The sequence below is a fragment of the Paraburkholderia sp. genome (assembly GCF_050742655.1).
GTDB lineage: Bacteria > Pseudomonadota > Gammaproteobacteria > Burkholderiales > Burkholderiaceae > Paraburkholderia.
This window is the reverse complement of record NZ_JBOIGG010000016.1, coordinates 58,752-77,682: the sequence shown is the minus strand read 5'-3', so window position 1 is coordinate 77,682 and position 18,931 is coordinate 58,752. Positions and strand designations below refer to the sequence as shown.

The window sequence follows — 18,931 nt, the reverse complement described above, 5'->3', positions numbered from 1 at the left end:
GGAGTGCGAACGGGCCGCCGGCACTGTAACGCGCGCGAAAGCTGCTGCCGGTCGATGCTATCAGCAACCCCGCAGCGGTGCAAAACCGTCGCCCGTGCAGTCATAATCGAACCTTTCGTATGGGGCGACGATGCCATGACGATAGAACTGGACAAGGACGTTCGCAGCGAAGCGGTCGCGTCGATTCAACGCTACTTCGACGAGAACTTCGAGGAACGGATCGGCAACATTCAGGCGGGCGCGCTGCTGAATTTCTTCGTCGAGGAGTTGGGCCCGGCGATCTACAACATCGCGATTCAGGACGCGCAGGAGCGGATGCAGGCGCGCGTGTCCGAACTCGACCTCGAGTGCCACGAAGAGGCGTTCGGCTACTGGAAGCGCTACGACAAACGACGCTAGCTAGCGCTCCGGAACGGACACGCGATGAAACGCGTAGAACGCGTCGACCGGCGCCTCGAGCGTGAGCGGTTGCAGCGGAAAGCATCCGGCGAGGTCATCGGGATGCGTGGCGCGTGCAACGCGTTCGATGAATTGCGCGGCCGGATGCGGCCGGACGTCGCCGTGCCGGTCGAGAAATTGCCCCCATAGCGGCATGTTGCGAAAGCGCGCCGGCGCGACCGTCGCGCTCGCCAGATAGGCGTCGGGGAACAGACGCCGGTAACCGGTGAGGTGATAGAGCCATGACGTGCCCGCAACGCACCGCGTCTGCGGCCGGTTGTGCGCGACGTGCACGAACAATGCGTGCAGCTCGGCGAGTCGCGCCGGCATACGCTCGATGCCAAGCGCGGCTGCGCCCGTCGGGTCCGCGTACTGGAAGTGAAGGCGGATCAGATCGTCGGATTCGTCCGCATACTTGAAGCAACCGAACGTTCCGGCGGCGTGAGGCGGCGGCGTTTCGTGCGCGTATGTTTGATAGAAATGCCACGTCCACGCGGATGCATCATCCGCGGTGCGCAGGCCGTCCGCATACTCGCGCCATACCGGATGCATGCGGTCGAACGCACGGCCGAGGCCGAAGCGTATATACAGGTTCGTGTAATCCAGCAGTGCGTCTTCAAACGACAGGCCGGCGAGTGCCGCGACGCGGTCCGCGAAACGGAGCTGCAGGTCGAAGAATTCGCGGCTCGGCTGCATGCGGTTCAGTTCCAGTTCGGTTCGATCGTTTAGTTTGGAGAGACATTCTGGCATGTTCGCGTAGCGCCGCGAACGCCGACGAATCGGCAGTGCACGTGTGCGACAAACCGATGTCGATTGAGCTTGAACGGTTTACGATCCCCGCTTTACCATGCAACCGACGCGCACGGACGCCGGTCGTCAGCGCGACGATATCGTCATACCGATAGCCGCTGCGCGACCGAAGACGGAACCGCACAACGATTTCAGGAGAATGCAGATGCGGGCTTCGACACCAGCCGAACCGGTGCAGCGCGCCGCACCGGGCGACGATGCGCCCGGACTCGACGTTCACGACACCGCGGCCTCGCGCGACCTTCACGAAACAGGCGAGACCGGCTCGCTCGTCGCGCTTTGTGCGCTGTGCGGGATCGGACTGCTGGTCGGCAGCGTCGCGGTGATCGGGCCGTCGCACGTTGCGATCGCGGTCGCTGAAACGGTGGCGGTGGTCGGCGTGGTGCTGGTCGCCGCGCTCGTGGGCATCGCGCTCGGCGAGCGTCACGGGCGCGAGTGACGCGGCACTCGCGTCATTTACCAGGCCGCAGCCTTCGGCAGTTGCCATCCGTACGTCACAGCCAGCATCCGCAACACGAAGCACACCGCGCCGCCGAGCAGCGCCGCGGCAACCGGCGGCACTCCAAAGCGCCGCGCGGCAACGAGCGCAACGCCGCCGACGAACGCAGCGCTCGCATAGATATCCGCGACCAGTACGAGCGGCGTGCGCGCGAGCAGCAGGTCGCGGATGACGCCGCCGCCCACGCCGGTCACCGTGCCCATCAGCGTCGCAATGAATGGCCCGATGCCGTAATTGATCGCCTTCTGCGCGCCCGCTACCGCGAACAGCGCGAGCCCGGCCGCATCGAGTGTGATCACGAGCAGCGCGGGCAGCTCGCGCGCCGCGCCGTGAAAGACGAAGGTCAGCAGCCCGGTCGCGAAAGCGAGCGCCGGATAGCGCCAGTCGCGCACCGCGTTCGGCGGCGTTGCGCCGATCAGCAGATCGCGGATCACGCCGCCGCCCAGCGCGACGACGAACGACAGCACCATCACGCCCAGCAGATCGAGGCCGCCACGCATCGCGGCGAGCGCGCCTTCGAGCGCGAACACGGCGGTTCCCGCGAGGTCGGCTGCGAGCACGACTGTTTCGATTCTTTTCATGGGCGTCGAGGGCTGGGCGAAGGAAAGGACCGGAGGTACGCCGTCCGGCAACTGACTGCGATGATAACCGTGGCCTGTCTGCGCGTGCTTCATGTGCCGCACGTGCCGCGTGTGCATCGATGGATTGATGTCTAGAATGCTCACCTGTGCTGTGCGGTCCGCGCATGCCCGACTCGCGACGGCGAGCCTGTCCATCGATAGAACCGACGCAACCGACGCAACCGATACACAACGATTACGCGCCCCACAGCGCAGAGACGATACATGAACGCCACAAGAGAGAACGTAGAACTGTCGCGCGCGACGAGCCTGCTCAATCACGGCCCGGTCACGATCATCACGAGCGCGCACGACGGCCGTTCGAACGTGATGGCCGCATCGTGGGCGATGCCGCTCGACTTCAATCCGCCGAAGATCGTCGTCGTGATCGATAGCCACACGTTGACGCGTCAGTTGATCGAAGCGAGCGGGGTATTCGGGCTGCAGTTGCCGTCGGTGAGTTTCGCGCGGCAGACGCTCGCGGTCGGCTCGAATGCGGGCGAGGACTTCGACAAGTTCGCCGCGTTCCAGCTGGAGACCTTCGCGGCCCGCGAGATCGACGTGCCGATGCTCGCCGGCTGCGTCACGTGGATGGAGTGCAAGGTGATTCCGGACGCGAGCCAGCGGCACGATCTGTTCATCGGCGAGGTGGTCGCCGCGTATGCGGACAGCCGCGTGTATTCCAACAATCGCTGGCACTTCGACGACCCAGACCTGCGCACCTGTCACTACGTCGCGGGCGGCACGTTCTTCGCAACCGGCGACGCGTTCGAAGTCGAGCCGACCGGACGCCTGCCGCGCGCGTAGCGCGTCATTCAATCAGGAGCACACCGACGATGAACCGATTCTCACGCTGGGCGGCGACGCTCGTAGTGTTGTCCGGCAGCGGCGGCACATTCGCGGCCACGGCAGAAGCCGCTGCCACTCAACCGCCGCGCGCTAACTGCGCGAACCCCGCCGATCAACTGACGATGAACCGCTGCGCCGATCTCGACTTCCGCGCGGCCGACCACAAGCTGAACGACACCTACGCGCAGCTGACCCGGCGCGTGACTCCGCAGGGCCAGGCGTCGCTGCAGAAGGCGGAGCGTGCGTGGCTCGCGTACCGCAACGCGCAGTGCGACTTCCTGACTTCCGCGCAGACGTCGTACAGCGCGCAGCCGATGCTGTATTCGATGTGTCTCGCGCGGCTCACGCGTGCGCAGACCGCGCTGCTCGATGAGCAGTTGCATTGCGCCGAAGGCGATATCGGCTGCGGCCAGCAGCAGAAGTAACAGGCGGCCCTCGACGCCGCACAGATAACGCCCGGCCACGCATCGCTCGCCGATATAAAAATATGAAAATGGCGTAATGACGACTTGTCGTCCGGGCACTACCGCGTTTTAATTGCTGCTGGCGATGCATCGCAGTCGAATCAACCCGGCCAGAAATGATGGAAAAAATCGCGAGAAAAATCGTGAGCCATATCAAGTCGGAGTGGTAAGACGTTGCAAGGCAAATATTCCGTCGAGAAAACAGAAAAGGAAAAGCGTGCATACATTCCATTTCATATCGGGTCTACCGAGAGCCGGCTCCACGTTACTGGCTGCGTTGCTCCGGCAAAATCCCCGCTTTCACGCGAACATGAGCGGACCTGTCGCCGGCATGGTGCTCGCGATGCTCGGCGAAATGAGCGATCGCAATGAGTTTTCGCTATTCATCGATAACGATCGGCGGCGTCGTCTGCTGCGCGGCATATTCGAAAATTATTACGGCGACGAGGTCACCGCCGACGTTGTCTTCGATACCAGCCGGGTCTGGTGTTCGAAGCTGCCGCTCATGCACGAGCTGCTTCCAGGCGCAAAGACGATCGCCTGCGTGCGCCACGTATCGTGGATCATCGACAGTATCGAGCGGGTCGTTCGCGGGAATGCACTGCAGCCTTCGTCGATCTTCAGCTATCAGACGGGCGGCACCGTCTATAGCCGTGCCGAAGGGGTCGGCAACGCGGAGGGCATGGTCGGTTACGCGTACAACGCGTTGAAGGAAGCCTTCTACGGCGAGCACGCGCAGCAACTGATGCTCGTGCAATACGAGACGCTGGTGCGCGATCCCGCCGCGGCGATGGCGGCGATCTATGAATTTATCGGCGAGCCGCTCTTTCAGCACGACTTCGAGAATGTCATCTTCGATGCCGAGGCGTTCGACGCACGCGCCGGCACGCCGGGTCTGCATAAAGTGCACAAAAAGATTGCCCTACCCGAGCGCACGACGATATTGCCGCCCGATGTTTTCCGGCGTTTCGAGAATGACGCTTTCTGGATTAATCCTCAAACAAACGTTCGAAATGTAAGAGTGGTGTAAGAGCGCCGCACTGCAATAAATCGGGCTCGTTAGATTATCAAAAAAGTTGTTGAACCAACCGATAACCTGCGTCACGATACGTCGCTAACTCGTTTCGCATTAAAGAAATACCGTGCAATACGGTCCCGGGATGCGACCGCGCGAATATTCGCGCCGGTTTGCGACTCGACGGAACCGCTTTGCCGTAAATATTAGCCGCGACGAGGCGTCATACGGTGCGGCACTTGGGGGAGGTCCAGTGAACCGTGTCTATCGACTCGTATGGAATCGGTCGCTTAATGCTTTGCAGGCGGCCCCTGAAAACGCGCGCACTGCCGGGGGATCGGCCGGCGGCCCGACGTCCCGCGCGCTGCGCCGCAATCCATTCGCGCTAGCCGTCGCGACCCTCGTGCTCGCGACGAGCGCGCCCGCGTGGAGCCAGAGCTGCACGCCGACCAGTCCATCGGGATGCGCCGCGACGGGTGGCCAGGGGACCCGTCAGACCCGCAACAACAATGGCGGTTCCGGCAATGGCACGGGGGGCGGTGCGAGCTTCTTCAACCCCGACAGCACCGAAGCCGTGGGGAGCGCCGCCAGCAACGGTAATGGCGGCGCTGGCGCCGATGGTTTCTATAACGCCCAGGGGAACAACCTCACGTCGACGGGCGGAAGCGGTGGCCTGGTGGGCGCGACCGGATCGGCCGGCGTCAACGCATCGGTCACCGGCGGCACTGGCGGCACTGGCCAGGCTGCGCCCGCGAACAGCTTCGTGGGCGGCGGCGGTGGTGGTGGCGGCGCGGGCGTGTTCATCAATGATGCCAATTCGCTGCCGACCGTCGCGGCCGGCACGACGATAACCGGCGGCCAGGGCGGCGTGGGTGGCTACGCGAATACCGGCTTCACTCCGGGCGGCAGCAGCGGCGCCGATCCGGGCGGCGGCGGCGGCGGCGGCGCGGGCGTGATCATCGGGGCAGGCGCGGGCGCTGTGTCGCTTACCAATAACGGCAGGATTGGGGGCGGCGCGGGCGGCGCGGGCGGCAGTGGCGGCTATGCCGGCAGCGGTGGCGCTGGCGGCGATGGTTTGCTGGTGCTCGGCGCCGGTGCCAGCATCACCAACGGTGCGGGCGGCAGGATTACCGGTGGTGCTGGTGGTGCCCCCGGTACGTTATTTAACGCAGACGCGCAGGCGGGTGGTTATGGCGGTGGCGGCGCCGGCGTCAACCTCGTCGGTGCGGGCTCATCTCTCAACAACGCAGGTGCGATTGTCGGCGGCGCCGGCGGCTATGTCGGCCCGGGGACAGTCACGCAGCTGACTGGCGCACCGGGAGTCGGCGTGCGTGGATGGGGCGGCGCCGGCGTTACGACGACCGGCTCGATTCAGGGCGGCACCAACAGCAGCGGTTTGCAAGGCGATTCCGTGCTGTTTTCAGGCGGCGGTAACCAGTTGACGATCGATCCGGGCGCCATCTTCACCGGCAACATCGAAAGCCAGAGCGGCACCACCAACGGCGGCGATACGCTGATCCTGAGCGGCAGCGGTACCGGCACGCTCAACTCGGGGCTGATCGTCGGCTTCGCCAACAACATCAAGAACGGCGCCAGCACATGGGCGCTGACTGGCACGGGCAACGCGGGCATTAACTGGACCGTCCAGCAAGGGCAACTGATCGGCAGCGACACCGCGTTCGACGGCAACCTGACTTTTGCGAGCAACGGTATCGGAACCCCTTCGGCCGAGTTCAATCAGGGGGCGTCCGGCATTTACGCCGGCACGATCAGCGGACAGGGCCAACTGATCGAGACCGGTGCAGGCACGCTGTCGCTGTCCGGCAATCTCTCCGGGTTCACCGGTCAATTCGCCATCAACCAGGGCTCGGTGGCGCTCACGGGCAGCGGCGACATGCACGGCGCCGAGGTTTCCACGACCAGCAGTGGGTTAGACGTCTCCGGCATCAGTGGAACCAGCGCGACGCTCGCCGGTATCTCGGGCAGCGGCACCGTGACGTTGGGTACGCGTACGCTCGTTCTCGACAATCCGGCGGCCGACACGTACAGCGGCGTGATCAGCGGCACGGGCGCCGTCACGTTGCAGAGCGGCACGGAGACGTTCACGGGCGCCAATACCTACAGCGGCGACACGACGATCAACGCGGGCACGTTGACGCTGACGGGCGCCGGCACGATCGGTTCGGGCCAGTCGCGACTCGCGCTGAACGCGGGCACGCTCGACGCTTCCGGTCTGACGGCCGGTTCGACGCTCGGCATTCGCAGTCTTGCAGGCGGTGGCAGTCTGACGCTCGGCGCGAACAACCTCGCGATTGCAACGGGCGCCGATACGTTCAGCGGTGTCATCAGCGGCAGTGGCGGTGTCACGCTCAACGGCGGCACGGAGACGTTCTCGGGCGTCAACACGTACAGCGGCGGCACGACCGTCAACGCAGGCACATTGAAGCTGACGGGCGGCGGACAGATCGGTCAGGGGCAGTCGCGTGTCGCACTGAACGGTGGCGCGCTCGACGCCTCAGGTCTGACGGCGGGCTCGACGCTTGCCATTCGCAGCCTGGCCGGCGGTGGTGGCGTCACGCTCGGCGCGAGTAACCTCTCGATCGCAACAGCCGCCGATACGTTTAGCGGCGCGATTAGCGGCACGGGCGGCGTCGCGCTGCAGGTCGGCATGGAGACGTTCACGGGCGTCAACACGTATAGCGGCGACACGTCGATCAACAACGCCAGCACGCTGGCGCTGACGGGTGCCGGCGCGATCGGTCAGGGTCAGTCGCGAGTCGCGTTGACCGGCACGCTCGATGTCTCCGGTTTGACCGCCGGCTCGACACTCGCCATTCGCAGTCTTGCTGGCAGCGGTGGCGTCACGCTGGGCGCGAACAACCTCTCGATTGCCACGGGCGCGGATACGTTCAGCGGTGTCATCAGCGGTAGCGGTGGTGTCGCGCTCAACGGCGGCACGGAGACGCTGTCGGGTGTCAACACCTACAGCGGCGACACGACGATCAACGCCGGCACGTTGGCGCTGACGGGCGCCGGCGCGATCGGTCAGGGCCAGTCGCGAGTCGCGCTGAACGGCGGCACGCTCGACGCGTCCGGTCTGACGGCCGGTTCGACGCTCGATATTCGGAGCCTGGCCGGTAGCAGCGGCGTGACGCTCGGTGCGAATAACCTGGCGATCGAAACAGGCGCCGATTCGTATAGCGGTGTGATCGGCGGCACGGGTGGCGTCACGCTGCAGAGCGGCACGGAGACGTTCTCCGGCGTCAACACCTACACCGGCGACACGTCGATCAACAACGCGAGCACGTTGGCGCTGACGGGTGGCGGCCAGATCGGTCAGGGCCAGTCGCGCGTCGCGCTGACGGGCACGCTCAATGTCTCCGGTTTGACCGCCGGCTCGACACTCGACATTCGTAGTCTTGCCGGCAGCGGCGGCGTGACGCTCGGCGCGAACACCCTCGCGATCGCAACAGGCGCCGATACGTTCAGCGGCGTGATCGGCGGCACCGGCGGCTTCACCGTCAACGGCGGCACGGAGACGCTGACCGGCAACAACACCTACACCGGTACCACCGCGATCGGCGGCGGCACACTCGCGTTCAGCGGCGGCGGTCAGATCAACGGCTCGAGCGTGCAGATGACGAGCGGCACGCTCGATGTCTCGGGCAAGACGGCAGGCAGCAGCCTGAACATCGTCAGCCTGGCCGGCGGCGGTGGCAATGTCACCCTCGGCAACGTGGGCATCGCGCTCAGCAGCGCGACCGGCACGTACGACGGCGTGATCGCAGGAGCGGGAACGGTGGGCATCAATGCCGGGAGCGAAGTCTTCAACGGCGCGAACACCTACAGTGGTCTCACCAGCATCGCGTCGGGGGCGACGCTGCTCGTCGGCGACAGCACGCATGCGACGGCCCAGGTGGGCGGCGACGTCGCTGTCAATGGCGGCACACTCGGCGGCTACGGCACGGTCCGCGGCAGCGCGACGGTGTCCAACGGCGGAACGCTCGTGCCGGGCGCCGCGGGCGCGATCGGCACACTGACCGTCAATGGCGATCTCGTCGTCGGCGCCAACTCGAAACTCAATTTCGACTTCGGTGCACCCGGCGCGAACTTCAGCACCTTCGGTCAGAGCGACCACGTGGTGGTGAATGGCAATCTGTCGGTCGACACGTCGACGCTCAACGTCAACAATCTCGGCAGCATGGGGCCGGGGTTGTACAACCTGTTCGACTGGGGCGGTTCACTGTCCATCGTGGGCGGTGGATTCGCACCGCCGTCCGGCATGTCGCTGCAGATCCTGACCACCGACAAACAGATCAACCTGATCGATACGCTTGGCCTGACACTCAACGAGTGGGACGCGAACGGCCAGGCCAGCGCCAGCGCCAGCGCGATGGGTGGCGGCAGCGGCACATGGAGCGCTTCTTCGAACGTCTGGGCCAATACCAACGGCACCGTCGTCGGGCCGATGTCGCCGCAGCCGAGCTTTGCGATCTTCGGCGGTGCTGCGGGTACGGTCACGGTGGACGACAGCAGCGGCGCGGTCAGCACGACCGGCATGCAGTTCATCAGCGACGGCTATCACCTGACCGGCGATGCGCTCACGCTGGTCGGGCAGGGCGGCGTCGCGCCGGTCGTGCGCGTCAGCAGCGGTGCGACGGCAACTGTCGACAACGTACTGAACGGTACCAGCGGCCTGAACAAGACCGACGCCGGGACGCTGGTGCTGACCGGCAGCAATCTCTATCAAGGGAATACGACGCTGAGCGGCGGCTTGTTGTCGGTGGCGTCGGAGGCGAATCTGGGTTCGAGCGCCAATGCGCTCGATTTCGAAGGCGGCGCGCTGAAGATCACCGGCACCGGCTTCACCCAGACGACGCGCAACATCATCTGGGGCAGCGCAGGCGGCGGTTTCGATATCGACGATGCGGCGAATACGTTCACGGTGACGCAGGCGCTGACCGGCACCGGTGGTCTGCTGAAAAGCGGCGCGGGGATGCTGCTGCTCAACGGCAGCAACACCTATAGCGGCGCCACGATGGTAAACGGCGGCACGCTCGAAGTGGGCGACGTCGATCACTCGAGTGCGAGCGTCGGAGGCGACGTGCAGGTCAATGCGACCGGCACGCTGCGTGGCCACGGCACGGTGGTGGGCAACATTGCGAACAACGGCGGCACGGTCACGCCGGGTGGATCGATTGGCATGCTCAACGTCGGCGGCAACTACACGCAGGCGAGCAACGGCGTGCTCGCCGTCGAGGTCAGTCCGACGGCGGCTTCGCTGCTCAACGTCACCGGCTCGGCGACGCTGAACGGTGTGCTCGCGATTACCTACGATCCGGGCACCTACACCGCGAAGCAATACACGCTGGTCTCCGCGGGGCAGGGCATCAACGGGCGTTTCAGCAGCGTGACGGGCGCGATGTCGTCCGGCGCGGTGCTCGGGTCGCTGCAGCAGGGCGTGACCTATTCCGGCAACCAGGTGGGACTCACGCTGGCGAATGCCGCAGTCGGACCGACCAACCCCGTCACCCCGGTCACGCCCGTTACGCCGGTCGTCATCGCGCCGACCGGCATCAGCATCTACACCGCGCTCGGGTCCAGCGTGTCGATCGGCGCGCAGGCCGCCAACACGGCGTTGCTTGCGAGACTGAACCATCTTTCCGATGCGACGGCCGGGGCTCCGGACGGCTGGATCGATGCGACCGGCGCGCAGACCCACGTCGGCGGCACAAGCGGCGAGCCGGGTTATCAGGCCAACCGTTATGGCTTCCTCGCGGGCCTCGATAATAAGCTCGGCGATTACACCGTGGGTATTGCGGCCGGCTATACACATACGGACGTCGACGAACAGCAGACCGGCGACTCCGGCACCGCCGACACATTGCGCGTCGCGCTGTACGGTAGCCGCTGGTTCGGTCCGGTCGGCGTGTCGGCGACCGCAGGCTATGCACTCGATTTCCTGTCGCAGAAGCGGCCGTTCGGCGCGCTCGGCACGGCGGAGGGCGATCACATCGGCAACGAGTTCACGGCCGGCGGCCAGGCGAGTTTGCCGATGACATTCGGCAGCATCGTCGTCACGCCGAGCGCGGGACTGCGCTACGCGTATTTCCGCGCGAACGGCTTTACGGAGAGCGGTGCTGGCGGGCAGGATCTCGGCGTCGGGACCGACAACGTACGCAGCCTGCAACCCTATGCCGAGGTCACCGTCGACAAGGCATTCGGCGACGCACTGCGGCCCATCGATCTGCAGGTGCGGCTAGGCTACGCACAGGAACTGCTCCACACGAACCGCGCGGTGTCCGTGACGGCCCAGGACGGGACACTCTTCGCGGCGCCGGGGACGAGTCTGCCGCGAGGCTATCTGACCGCGGGCGTGAGTCTAAGCATGCAGCCGACCAAAGCGATGACGGTGTCGGTGGGTTACGACACGTTGATCAACACGACGCATGCATCGGCGCAGGCCGCCAGTCTGAAGCTCGGATACAGGTTCTGAGCGGCGGCCGTTGCGTCAGGTCTTCAACGGCAACCAGATCTCGAAGCCGCCCATGCCGGTGAGCGGATCGAACGCTTCGTCGTAGCGTTCGAATAAGGGCGCGTCGGCGGGCGTATGTCCGGACTCGGGCAGCCAACGGTTCCAGATGGTGTTCCATGCGCTGCGTATCGTCGAGATGTGCTCGGGATGCGCGAACACCGCATAGCGCTGCGCGGGAATGCGCAGATGGGTCAGCTCGGCGGGCACCGTGGAGAAATCGCGCACCGCGACGCCGCACAGATAGTCGAACTGGCCCGCGTCGTCGGCGTTGTAGTTCACACCGTACGCGACGTTGCCGATCTGGCCGGGGATCTTGCCGATGTGCGTGGAAAAGCGTTGCCATTGCGACGGAATGCCGGTGCTCGAGTCGCAGGTGTAGCGCGCCGACAGTCCGGCGACGAGAAACGGCGCACCGTCTTCGATGCGCGGCGACGCGAGAGCGGGAAGCGGGGTTTCATTCATTTTCAGAGGCTCCATCAGATCGAGGTTGTCGACGCGGCGTTGTGCGCGCACCGCTTCGGGTGTGAGTCCGAACTGGTCGCGAAACGCACGCGTGAATGCCTCATGAGAGCCATAGCCGGCAACGACTGCGACCGCGAGAATGTCGGGGGCGCCGTCTGCGAGCTGGCGTGCGGCTTCGGTCAGACGGCGCCGGCGGACATAGCGCATCACCGGGTAGCCGGTTGCCGCTTCGAATGCGCGCGCGAGGTGGAAGCGCGACACGCAGCCGCTGCCGGCGATCGCGTCGAGCGTCAGCTCGTTCGCGAAGTGGCTTTCGATAAACCAGAGCGCTTTTCCTACCGGATTCATCGGCGGCTCTCATCAAGGCATGAACCGAGCATAGCGAGCGCGGCCGTTGCGCATTTGATCGATCTTGCGCATCTGCACGGCCTGCGTGATTCGTTATCCCATTGCTCTCACGTTCGCGAAACGTGTTCCTCTAGCGAGCCGGATCTGATGCGTCTGGTTAGCCGTTTCCGGCTGCGGTGTTGCGTTGCCGGACGCGCGGGGAGGCTTCGTCTGCTGGCGCGTCATGGCTGCCCGACTGCACGCCGGCACGCATGAAAATGCCGCCGAGCAGCGCCGCGACCGCGGCGAACACCGCGCCGAACACGAACGCCACGTGGTACCCGCCGTTCAGCGCCGCCGCTTCGTCGATGTGCGCGGCGACGAGCATGCTGGAGCGCGCATCCGCGAGACTCGCGAGCACCGCGAGACCGAGCGCGCCGCCCATCATGAACGACGTGTTGACCATGCCCGACGCGAGGCCCGACTCGTTCGGCTCGACGTCGCTCATCGCGCCGAGCAGCAGCGGGTTGAACGCGACGCCCGCGCCGAGGCCGAGCAGGATCATGCCGGGCAACGTATCGACGACGAACTGCCCATCGACCGGCGCGCGCGCGAACAGCAGCAGCCCGACAGCGGCGACCGCAAGACCGCCCGCGAGCGGCACGCGGATGCCAAAGCGCATCACGAGCTTCGCCGATAGCCCCAGCGAGAACACCGCCATGATGATGTTCGCCGGCAGGAACGCGAGGCCGACCTGCATCGGCCGGTAGCCGAGCACGCGCTGCAGGTAGAGCGCCGAGATGAAGAACCACGCGAACATCGCGGCGGCCCACAGCACGGCGACTACGTTCGCGGTCGCGACGTTGCGCAGCCGGAACAGGCCGAGTGGCATCAACGGATGCTGCACACGCGACTCGATGCGCAGAAATGCGGCGAACAGCACGAGCGCCACCGCAAGCAACCCGAGCGTTTGCGTCGAGAGCCAGCCCGCCTGGTTGCCGTTGACGATCGCATAGACCGCGAGCATCAGCGATGCCGTCACCGTGATCGCGCCCGCGACGTCGAGCTTTTCGCCTTCGGCGTGACCGCGGCCGTCCGGCAGCAACGCGATGCACAGCGCGTACACCGCGATGCCGATCGGCAGGTTGACGAGGAAGATCCAGTGCCAGCTGAGCAGATTGGTCAGCAGTCCGCCGAGCAGTACGCCGATGCTGCCGCCGCCCGCGCACACGAAGCCGTACACGCCCATCGCTTTCGCGCGTTCGGCGGGTTCGGTGAAGAGGTTCATGATCAGCGACAGCGCGACCGCCGACACCACCGCGCCGCCCAGCCCCTGGATCGCGCGGGCGCACACCAGCAGCACCTGCGAGTTCGACAGGCCGCACGCGAGCGACGCGACCGTGAACGCGACGATGCCGCCCAGAAACAGCTTGCGGTGCCCGTACAGATCGCCGAGCCGGCCGCCCAGCAGCAGGAAGCCGCCGAACGTCAGCATGTACGCATTGACCACCCACACGAGCGAGGTCTCGGAGAAGCCGAGATCCGCGGCGATCGACGGCAGCGCAACGTTCACGATGGTCGTGTCCAGCACGATCATCAGCACGCCGAGACAGAGCACGATCAGCGCGAGCCAGCGCTTGCGGCCTTCGATGGAGTGGGTCATGCAGCAGCTCCTGAATGACGGCGGGCAGTGCCTGCCGGTTTATAGGGGATGTGGGTTGCCGTTGATCGCCCACGGTGTGCCGAAGCGGTCGATCGCCATGCCGAACGATTCGGCCCAGAAGGTCTTTTGCATCGGCATGTTGACCGTGCCGCCTTCGGCGAGTGTGTTGAAGATACGATGGGCTTCGTCGACGGTCGGGATATTCAGCGCAAGCATGAATCCTTTCATGCCTTCGTACGGATGTCCAACCATTGTGTCGGAGGCCATCAGCAGCCGGCCGTCGAATTCGAGTGCCGCATGCAGGATGCGCTGCGCGTTTTCGGGGGGCATCTGGTCCGCCAGCGGGGATTCCGCGTGCGTCATCATCGCCTTCATCCTGCCGCCGAGTGTGCGCTCGTAGAAACGCATCGCTTCGGCACAGGTGCCATCGAACATCAGGTACGGATCGGGGGACATGACGAACTCCTCATCGTGGGGTGAGGTTTTAGTCTAGCACTCGTTACTCCTAAAATACAACTAAAAATTCCTGATCCGGAATGATGGGCTATACTGCAGACAGGATCGACTTTCCGGCGACGATGTCATGGCAATCAAACGAAGCTACAACGAAGGCTGCGCGGGTTCTCACGCGCTGGATCTGATTGGCGAGCGGTGGGCGCTGCTGGTCGTGCGCGAGCTGGTGTTCGGCCCGAAGCGCTTCACCGACCTGCGGGCGGGCTTGCCGGCCATCAGTCCGAACGTGCTGACGCAGCGTCTCGACGAACTGGAACTGGCGGCGGTCGTGCGCCGCCGGCAGCTGCCGCCGCCCGCTGGCGTATGGGTGTACGAGCTGACCGAGTGGGGTCATGAACTCGGGCCGATCCTGATGGAACTGGGACGCTGGGGTGCGCGTTCGCCGGCGCTGCCGCGCGGGCTGCCGATCAGCATCGATTCATTGATCCTGTCGTTCCGGACGATGTTCGACAAGGAAGCTGCGGGAGAACTCGAGGGGCGCTACGAGCTGCGGCTCGGCGCCTATCGGTTCGACGCGAAGATCGCTGCCGGCCAGTTGAAGATCGGACGCGGCAATGCGGATCAGCCGGACGCGATTATCGGGAGCGATCCGGACACGCTCGCCGCCATCGCTTACGAGGGTCGCAAACTCGACGATGCAGTGCGGGCCGGCGACGTGAAGATCGAAGGCAGCAAGGCCGCGGCGAAGCGTTTCCTGTCGCTGTTCACGCTGCCCGAACCGGCGGCGCCGAGCGAACGTGCGCTCATGCAGGACGCAGCCAATGGTTGACGCGCGTAGTGCGACGCGGCACTGACCTTCAACTGAGCAGATCGTAACGGCCGCCGCGTTCGAGCGCGCGCTGGTACGCGGGCCGCGCATGAATGCGCGCGAGGTAGGCAGCGATCGCCGGGAACCGCTCGTTCACGCCGCCGCGCGAACTCGCGGCCTCTAAAGGAAAGCTCATCTGGATGTCGGCAGCGCTGAACGCATCGGCGACGAACCAGCCGGTCGGACGCAGCGCATCCTCGATGTACGACAGATGCAGCGCGATCTGCGGATCGACGAAACTGGACTGCAGCGTGCCGGCGATTTTCTTCGCGATCGGCTTCGCGAAGAACGGCATCGGCGCGCTCGCGATACGCAGCGCGACGAGCTTGAGCAGCAGCGGCGGCATCGCGGAGCCTTCCGCGTAATGCAGCCAGTACGAGAAGCGACGCCGTTCGGGCGTGCCCGTCGGCGGCGCGAGTCGCCCGTCGCTATAGCGCTCCAGCAGGTACTCGACGATCGCGCCCGACTCCGCGATGGTTTCGCCTTCGTCGGTGATGACCGGCGATTTACCGAGCGGATGAACGGCGCGCAGTTCGGGCGGCGCGAGCATCGTCTTCGGGTCGCGCTGGTAGCCTTTTATTTCGTACGGCACGCCGAGTTCTTCGAGCAGCCACAGTACACGCTGCGAACGGGAGTTGTTCAGGTGATGGACAGTCAGCATGGTGGCTCGGGCTCAAGGCTCGGGAAGTGAAGGCGAGCGTCATCATATCGGCGGGCGATCGAGCGGGGGCTCTATTTCAAGCCCGGCCCGCCCGAACAGATAACCGATCGGGCAGGGCGACGTCACTACGGTCGTGTCACTGCGTCTGCGCTCCAGGCACGAGATGGATGCGCTTTTCCGTGGCCTTTTCGACGGCGGCGCGCGTGTAGAGCAGCGGGAAGTACTCGCCGTTCAGCCACATCTGCGTGAGATCGCGATAGTGCGGGTTATCCGGATCGCCGGACTCGCCGGGCAGATTCACCGCGCGCGAATTGTCCCAGTTGCCCACGTCGACGATCACGCGAAACGACGGACCGTTGGTCTGCCGGAAGTCATTCGCGCGATAGCTCGACTGGTTCGGCGTATAGGCGCTGCCGCCTTTGCCGATCGGACCGACGTTGAGCTTCGCGCGCATGTCGGCGTCGACGAGATCGGCGAACGGATGCGCATTGAGGTTCGTCTGCAGCTTGCCCCATTGCCATGCGCTGCTATCGGCGCCTTGCAGTTGCACCATCTCCCGATACGCGTCGTGCAGACTGGCGAGCAGCACCGCGTCGCGTTTCGCCTGCGCGGCGGGTGCGTTGTCGCCGAAGCGCGCTCCCGGATGCTCGAGCGAATCCAGCATGACGGCCGTGTCCGGTGCGCCGAATGCATCGGCTGCCGCTTTCGGCAACACCGTTGCCTTGAATGCGCGGCCGAGGTGATGGCTCAGCCACACTTCTTCGAGTGCCGCCTGCGCGGAGTCCGCACGCATCTGCGCGTCCCAGCCCTTGAGCATCGCCAGCGCGGCGCCGGTGTCGGGATCGTCGCTCGAAAGCGGCGCGAGCAACGCGACCAGCCTGCGCGCGGGGATCGACACGATGTCGTTCTGCAACCGCTCGCTGTCTTCGATCGACACCTTTGGTAGCGACGTCAACACTTCATCGATGCGTTGATGGCGCGACCCGTTGGTCCATTCGAAGCCGAGCTTGCGCTCGCGGTACGGGTAATCGGCGGGCAGGTTCATCTCGTTCGACGTGGTGAAGTAACCGTTGCCCGGGTTGTAGACAGACGGCATTTCGTCGCGCGGCCAGAAGCCGGCCCATTCGTAGCGACCGTCGCCGGGGACAGGCATCAGACCGTCCCAGTTCGGGCGCTTCGGCGCGAGCCCGCTCGGCACCCAGCCGATGTCGCCGTGCGTGTCGGCGTAGACCTGATTGACGGTCGGTGCGCCCCAGGTCGACAGATCGCGTTTGAACTCCGCGAAGTTTTTCGCGCGCATGTAGCGTATCGAATCGAAGTACGGCGACATACCCGGCTGCAGCCACGCGGTGCGCACGGCGAACGCGCGATGCTTCGCGCTTTCCGTATAGATGACGGGACCGTGCCGCGTGAACGCGAGTTCGGCATCGACCGGCGCGCCACCGCGCACGGCGATCTGCTCGTGCACGATCTGCATCGGTTCCCAGCGACCCTTGTAGCGGTATTCGTGCGGATTCGCGGGATTCAGCTGATAGACATACAGATCTTCCTGATCGATGTTGAAGATCGTGAGACCGTACGCGATCGTGCCGTTGTGTCCGATCGAAATGCCCGGCGCTGACGGCTCGCCGCCACCGATGATGTCGAGCGTCGGCGTGCTGATCTGCTGGATGTAGCGCAGGCTCGGCGCCGCGTACGCGCGATGCGGATCGTTGGCCATGATCGCGCGACCCGTCGCGGATTTTCCCGGTGCGATCACCCAGTTGTTGCTGCCTTCCGTGACTTCCTCGGGATTGTCGGCGGCGGCGATCATGGTCGTCGACGCATCGGCGCTCTTTAGCGAATCGCGCGTGACGTGCACGCTTTGCGTCGCGAGCGTGAAGACCTTGAGCACGTCGTCCGGCAGGCAAGGATCGAGTCCTTCGGGCACTTGCGTCTTCCATGGTGGCTGCAGACCGAAGCGCACGGTATCGGCATCGACCGAGCTTTTGCATGCGACTTTCGCGCGCGCGACCTCGCTGGTCAGATTGCGCGTGAGCCCGTGACTGCGAATGCGCACGATGTCGTCGGCGCTCCATCTCGCAGGCCAGTAGCCGACCTTGCGAAACTCATAGGGCAAACGATCCGGATGTGCGGCAAGCCAGTCGATATACGCATTCACGCCCGCCGCAAAGCGGGTAGCGACGGGTAGCGCGTCGGGTCCGTAGCGTTTCCATTCGGCGGACATGTCGCCGCGATAGAGAAAGAGGCGCGTTGCCTTGTCCTGTTCGACGTAGGCGGGGCCGAAGACTTCGGCGAGGTCGCCGAGTCCGCGGCGGCGCCACAGATCGATCTGGAACATGCGGTCGCGCGCGGCATTGAAGCCCTGCACGAAGAACGCGTCGCGCTCGTTGTCCGCGAAGATGTGCGGCACACCCCACTTGTCGATGAGGATATCCACGGGATGAGACAGGCCTTCGACGGTGATCGTCTCGTCGGGAGCCGCATCAGCGTATGCGGATTGAACAGGCAGCGCACCGAGCGCGGCGCAGGCAAAAATGACTGTGAGAGAGCTTCTTGTCGGCACTTGTTTCCTCCTCGTGGTTTTTGCGCGTGTGCTTCTTGCTGTACCTTGTTTGACGTATTCTGACGACTCCATGTTATGACGCGGACTGATGTGAGGACAACCCGATGTCGGTTGAAATGGATCAAATGCTGTTTGAGGTAAGGGACTATCGAGCCGTCGAACTTGTGCATAGCGACATCCCGGTCATCCAGAGATTCTTGACTGAGAATCCGGAATACTTCCTGTCGGCAGAAGGTTGCATGCCGGCCGATACTCAAGCAAAGGAGGAGTTCGAGAGCGAGCTGCCGGAAGGCTGGGCGTACACCAGGAAGCACGCGATTGGATTCATCGATGCGAGCAACGAGCTGGCCGCTTTTGCCACACTCGTCTCGGATCTTTTCGCTGATGGCGTGTGGCATCTGGGACTGTTCATGCTGTCGACTGACAGACACGGTCATGGGGTGGCCCGATACCTGTACGACGGCCTCGAGAACTGGCTGAAGGCATCGGGAGCGAAGTGGTTGCGCCTTGGTGTCATTGCGGGAAACGTGCGAGCGGAGCACTTCTGGGAACGGAACGGCTACCTCGAGACGCGCCGCCGGCATGGCGTCGCGATGAGAAATGCCACGCATACGTTGCGGGTCATGATCAAGCCGCTGGGTGAGGCGGGCTTAAGCGAATACCTGAATCTGGTTAAGCGGGATCGGCCGGACGCGTCGTAA

General features: G+C 64.8%; 15 protein-coding genes. 8 read left to right on the top strand and 7 right to left on the bottom strand.

Annotated features, from left to right (window positions below; translation table 11 throughout):
- Positions 1-135 precede the first annotated feature (135 nt).
- Positions 136-399 (top strand): DUF2164 domain-containing protein, encoded by a 264-nt coding sequence (locus ACREXZ_RS21710; protein ID WP_431766176.1) that lies wholly within the window; start codon positions 136-138, stop codon positions 397-399.
- On the opposite strand, the gene ACREXZ_RS21705 is transcribed toward ACREXZ_RS21710, so the two are convergent.
- Positions 400-1,134: a hypothetical protein gene (locus ACREXZ_RS21705; protein WP_431766175.1), complete on the bottom strand. Its 735-nt coding sequence runs from the start codon at positions 1,132-1,134 to the stop codon at positions 400-402.
- A gap of 259 nt (positions 1,135-1,393) precedes the next feature.
- Between ACREXZ_RS21705 and ACREXZ_RS21700 the strand changes: the two genes are divergently transcribed.
- Positions 1,394-1,687, top strand: coding sequence for a hypothetical protein (locus ACREXZ_RS21700; RefSeq protein ID WP_431766174.1), 294 nt, complete (start codon positions 1,394-1,396; stop codon positions 1,685-1,687).
- A 17-nt stretch (positions 1,688-1,704) separates the two neighbouring features.
- On the opposite strand, the gene ACREXZ_RS21695 is transcribed toward ACREXZ_RS21700, so the two are convergent.
- On the bottom strand, positions 1,705-2,328 hold the full coding sequence (locus ACREXZ_RS21695) for a trimeric intracellular cation channel family protein (protein WP_431766173.1): 624 nt from the start codon (positions 2,326-2,328) through the stop codon (positions 1,705-1,707).
- A gap of 264 nt (positions 2,329-2,592) precedes the next feature.
- On the opposite strand from ACREXZ_RS21695, the gene ACREXZ_RS21690 reads away from it, so the two are divergent.
- The 4 genes from ACREXZ_RS21690 (at position 2,593) to ACREXZ_RS21675 (ending at position 11,191) form a co-directional block, all read left to right on the top strand.
- Positions 2,593-3,174 carry a flavin reductase family protein gene (locus ACREXZ_RS21690; RefSeq protein ID WP_431766172.1) on the top strand — a complete coding sequence of 194 codons (582 nt, stop codon included), beginning with the start codon at positions 2,593-2,595 and terminating at the stop codon, positions 3,172-3,174.
- A gap of 29 nt (positions 3,175-3,203) precedes the next feature.
- Positions 3,204-3,641 carry a lysozyme inhibitor LprI family protein gene (locus ACREXZ_RS21685; RefSeq protein WP_431766171.1) on the top strand — a complete coding sequence of 146 codons (438 nt, stop codon included), beginning with the start codon at positions 3,204-3,206 and terminating at the stop codon, positions 3,639-3,641.
- Positions 3,642-3,753: 112 nt separating this feature from the next.
- Entirely contained in the window at positions 3,754-4,710 is a 957-nt protein-coding gene (locus ACREXZ_RS21680; RefSeq protein ID WP_431766170.1) for a sulfotransferase family protein, read from the top strand.
- Between the two features lie 238 nt (positions 4,711-4,948).
- Complete coding sequence (locus tag ACREXZ_RS21675; RefSeq protein WP_431766169.1) at positions 4,949-11,191, top strand: autotransporter-associated beta strand repeat-containing protein; 6,243 nt, start codon at positions 4,949-4,951, stop codon at positions 11,189-11,191.
- Between the two features lie 15 nt (positions 11,192-11,206).
- Here the strand turns inward: ACREXZ_RS21675 and ACREXZ_RS21670 are convergent, their stop codons facing one another.
- From ACREXZ_RS21670 to ACREXZ_RS21660, 3 genes are all read right to left on the bottom strand, one after another.
- The gene (locus tag ACREXZ_RS21670) at positions 11,207-12,040 is read right to left on the bottom strand and encodes an AraC family transcriptional regulator (protein ID WP_431766168.1); all 834 of its coding nucleotides are present in this window, start codon (positions 12,038-12,040) and stop codon (positions 11,207-11,209) included.
- A gap of 157 nt (positions 12,041-12,197) precedes the next feature.
- Positions 12,198-13,682, bottom strand: a complete 1,485-nt coding sequence (locus ACREXZ_RS21665) for a DHA2 family efflux MFS transporter permease subunit (protein ID WP_431766167.1) — start codon at positions 13,680-13,682, stop codon at positions 12,198-12,200.
- A gap of 39 nt (positions 13,683-13,721) precedes the next feature.
- Positions 13,722-14,138: a VOC family protein gene (locus ACREXZ_RS21660; protein ID WP_431766166.1), complete on the bottom strand. Its 417-nt coding sequence runs from the start codon at positions 14,136-14,138 to the stop codon at positions 13,722-13,724.
- A gap of 127 nt (positions 14,139-14,265) precedes the next feature.
- Here ACREXZ_RS21660 and ACREXZ_RS21655 point away from each other — a divergent pair, with 127 nt between their 5' ends.
- The gene (locus ACREXZ_RS21655; RefSeq protein WP_431766165.1) at positions 14,266-14,964 is read left to right on the top strand and encodes a winged helix-turn-helix transcriptional regulator; all 699 of its coding nucleotides are present in this window, start codon (positions 14,266-14,268) and stop codon (positions 14,962-14,964) included.
- Between the two features lie 28 nt (positions 14,965-14,992).
- On the opposite strand, the gene ACREXZ_RS21650 is transcribed toward ACREXZ_RS21655, so the two are convergent.
- Entirely contained in the window at positions 14,993-15,664 is a 672-nt protein-coding gene (locus ACREXZ_RS21650; protein ID WP_431766164.1) for a glutathione S-transferase, read from the bottom strand.
- 136 nt (positions 15,665-15,800) lie between these two features.
- Positions 15,801-18,230 (bottom strand): penicillin acylase family protein, encoded by a 2,430-nt coding sequence (locus tag ACREXZ_RS21645; RefSeq protein WP_431766163.1) that lies wholly within the window; start codon positions 18,228-18,230, stop codon positions 15,801-15,803.
- Positions 18,231-18,334: 104 nt separating this feature from the next.
- On the opposite strand from ACREXZ_RS21645, the gene ACREXZ_RS21640 reads away from it, so the two are divergent.
- Entirely contained in the window at positions 18,335-18,931 is a 597-nt protein-coding gene (locus tag ACREXZ_RS21640; RefSeq protein WP_431766162.1) for a GNAT family N-acetyltransferase, read from the top strand.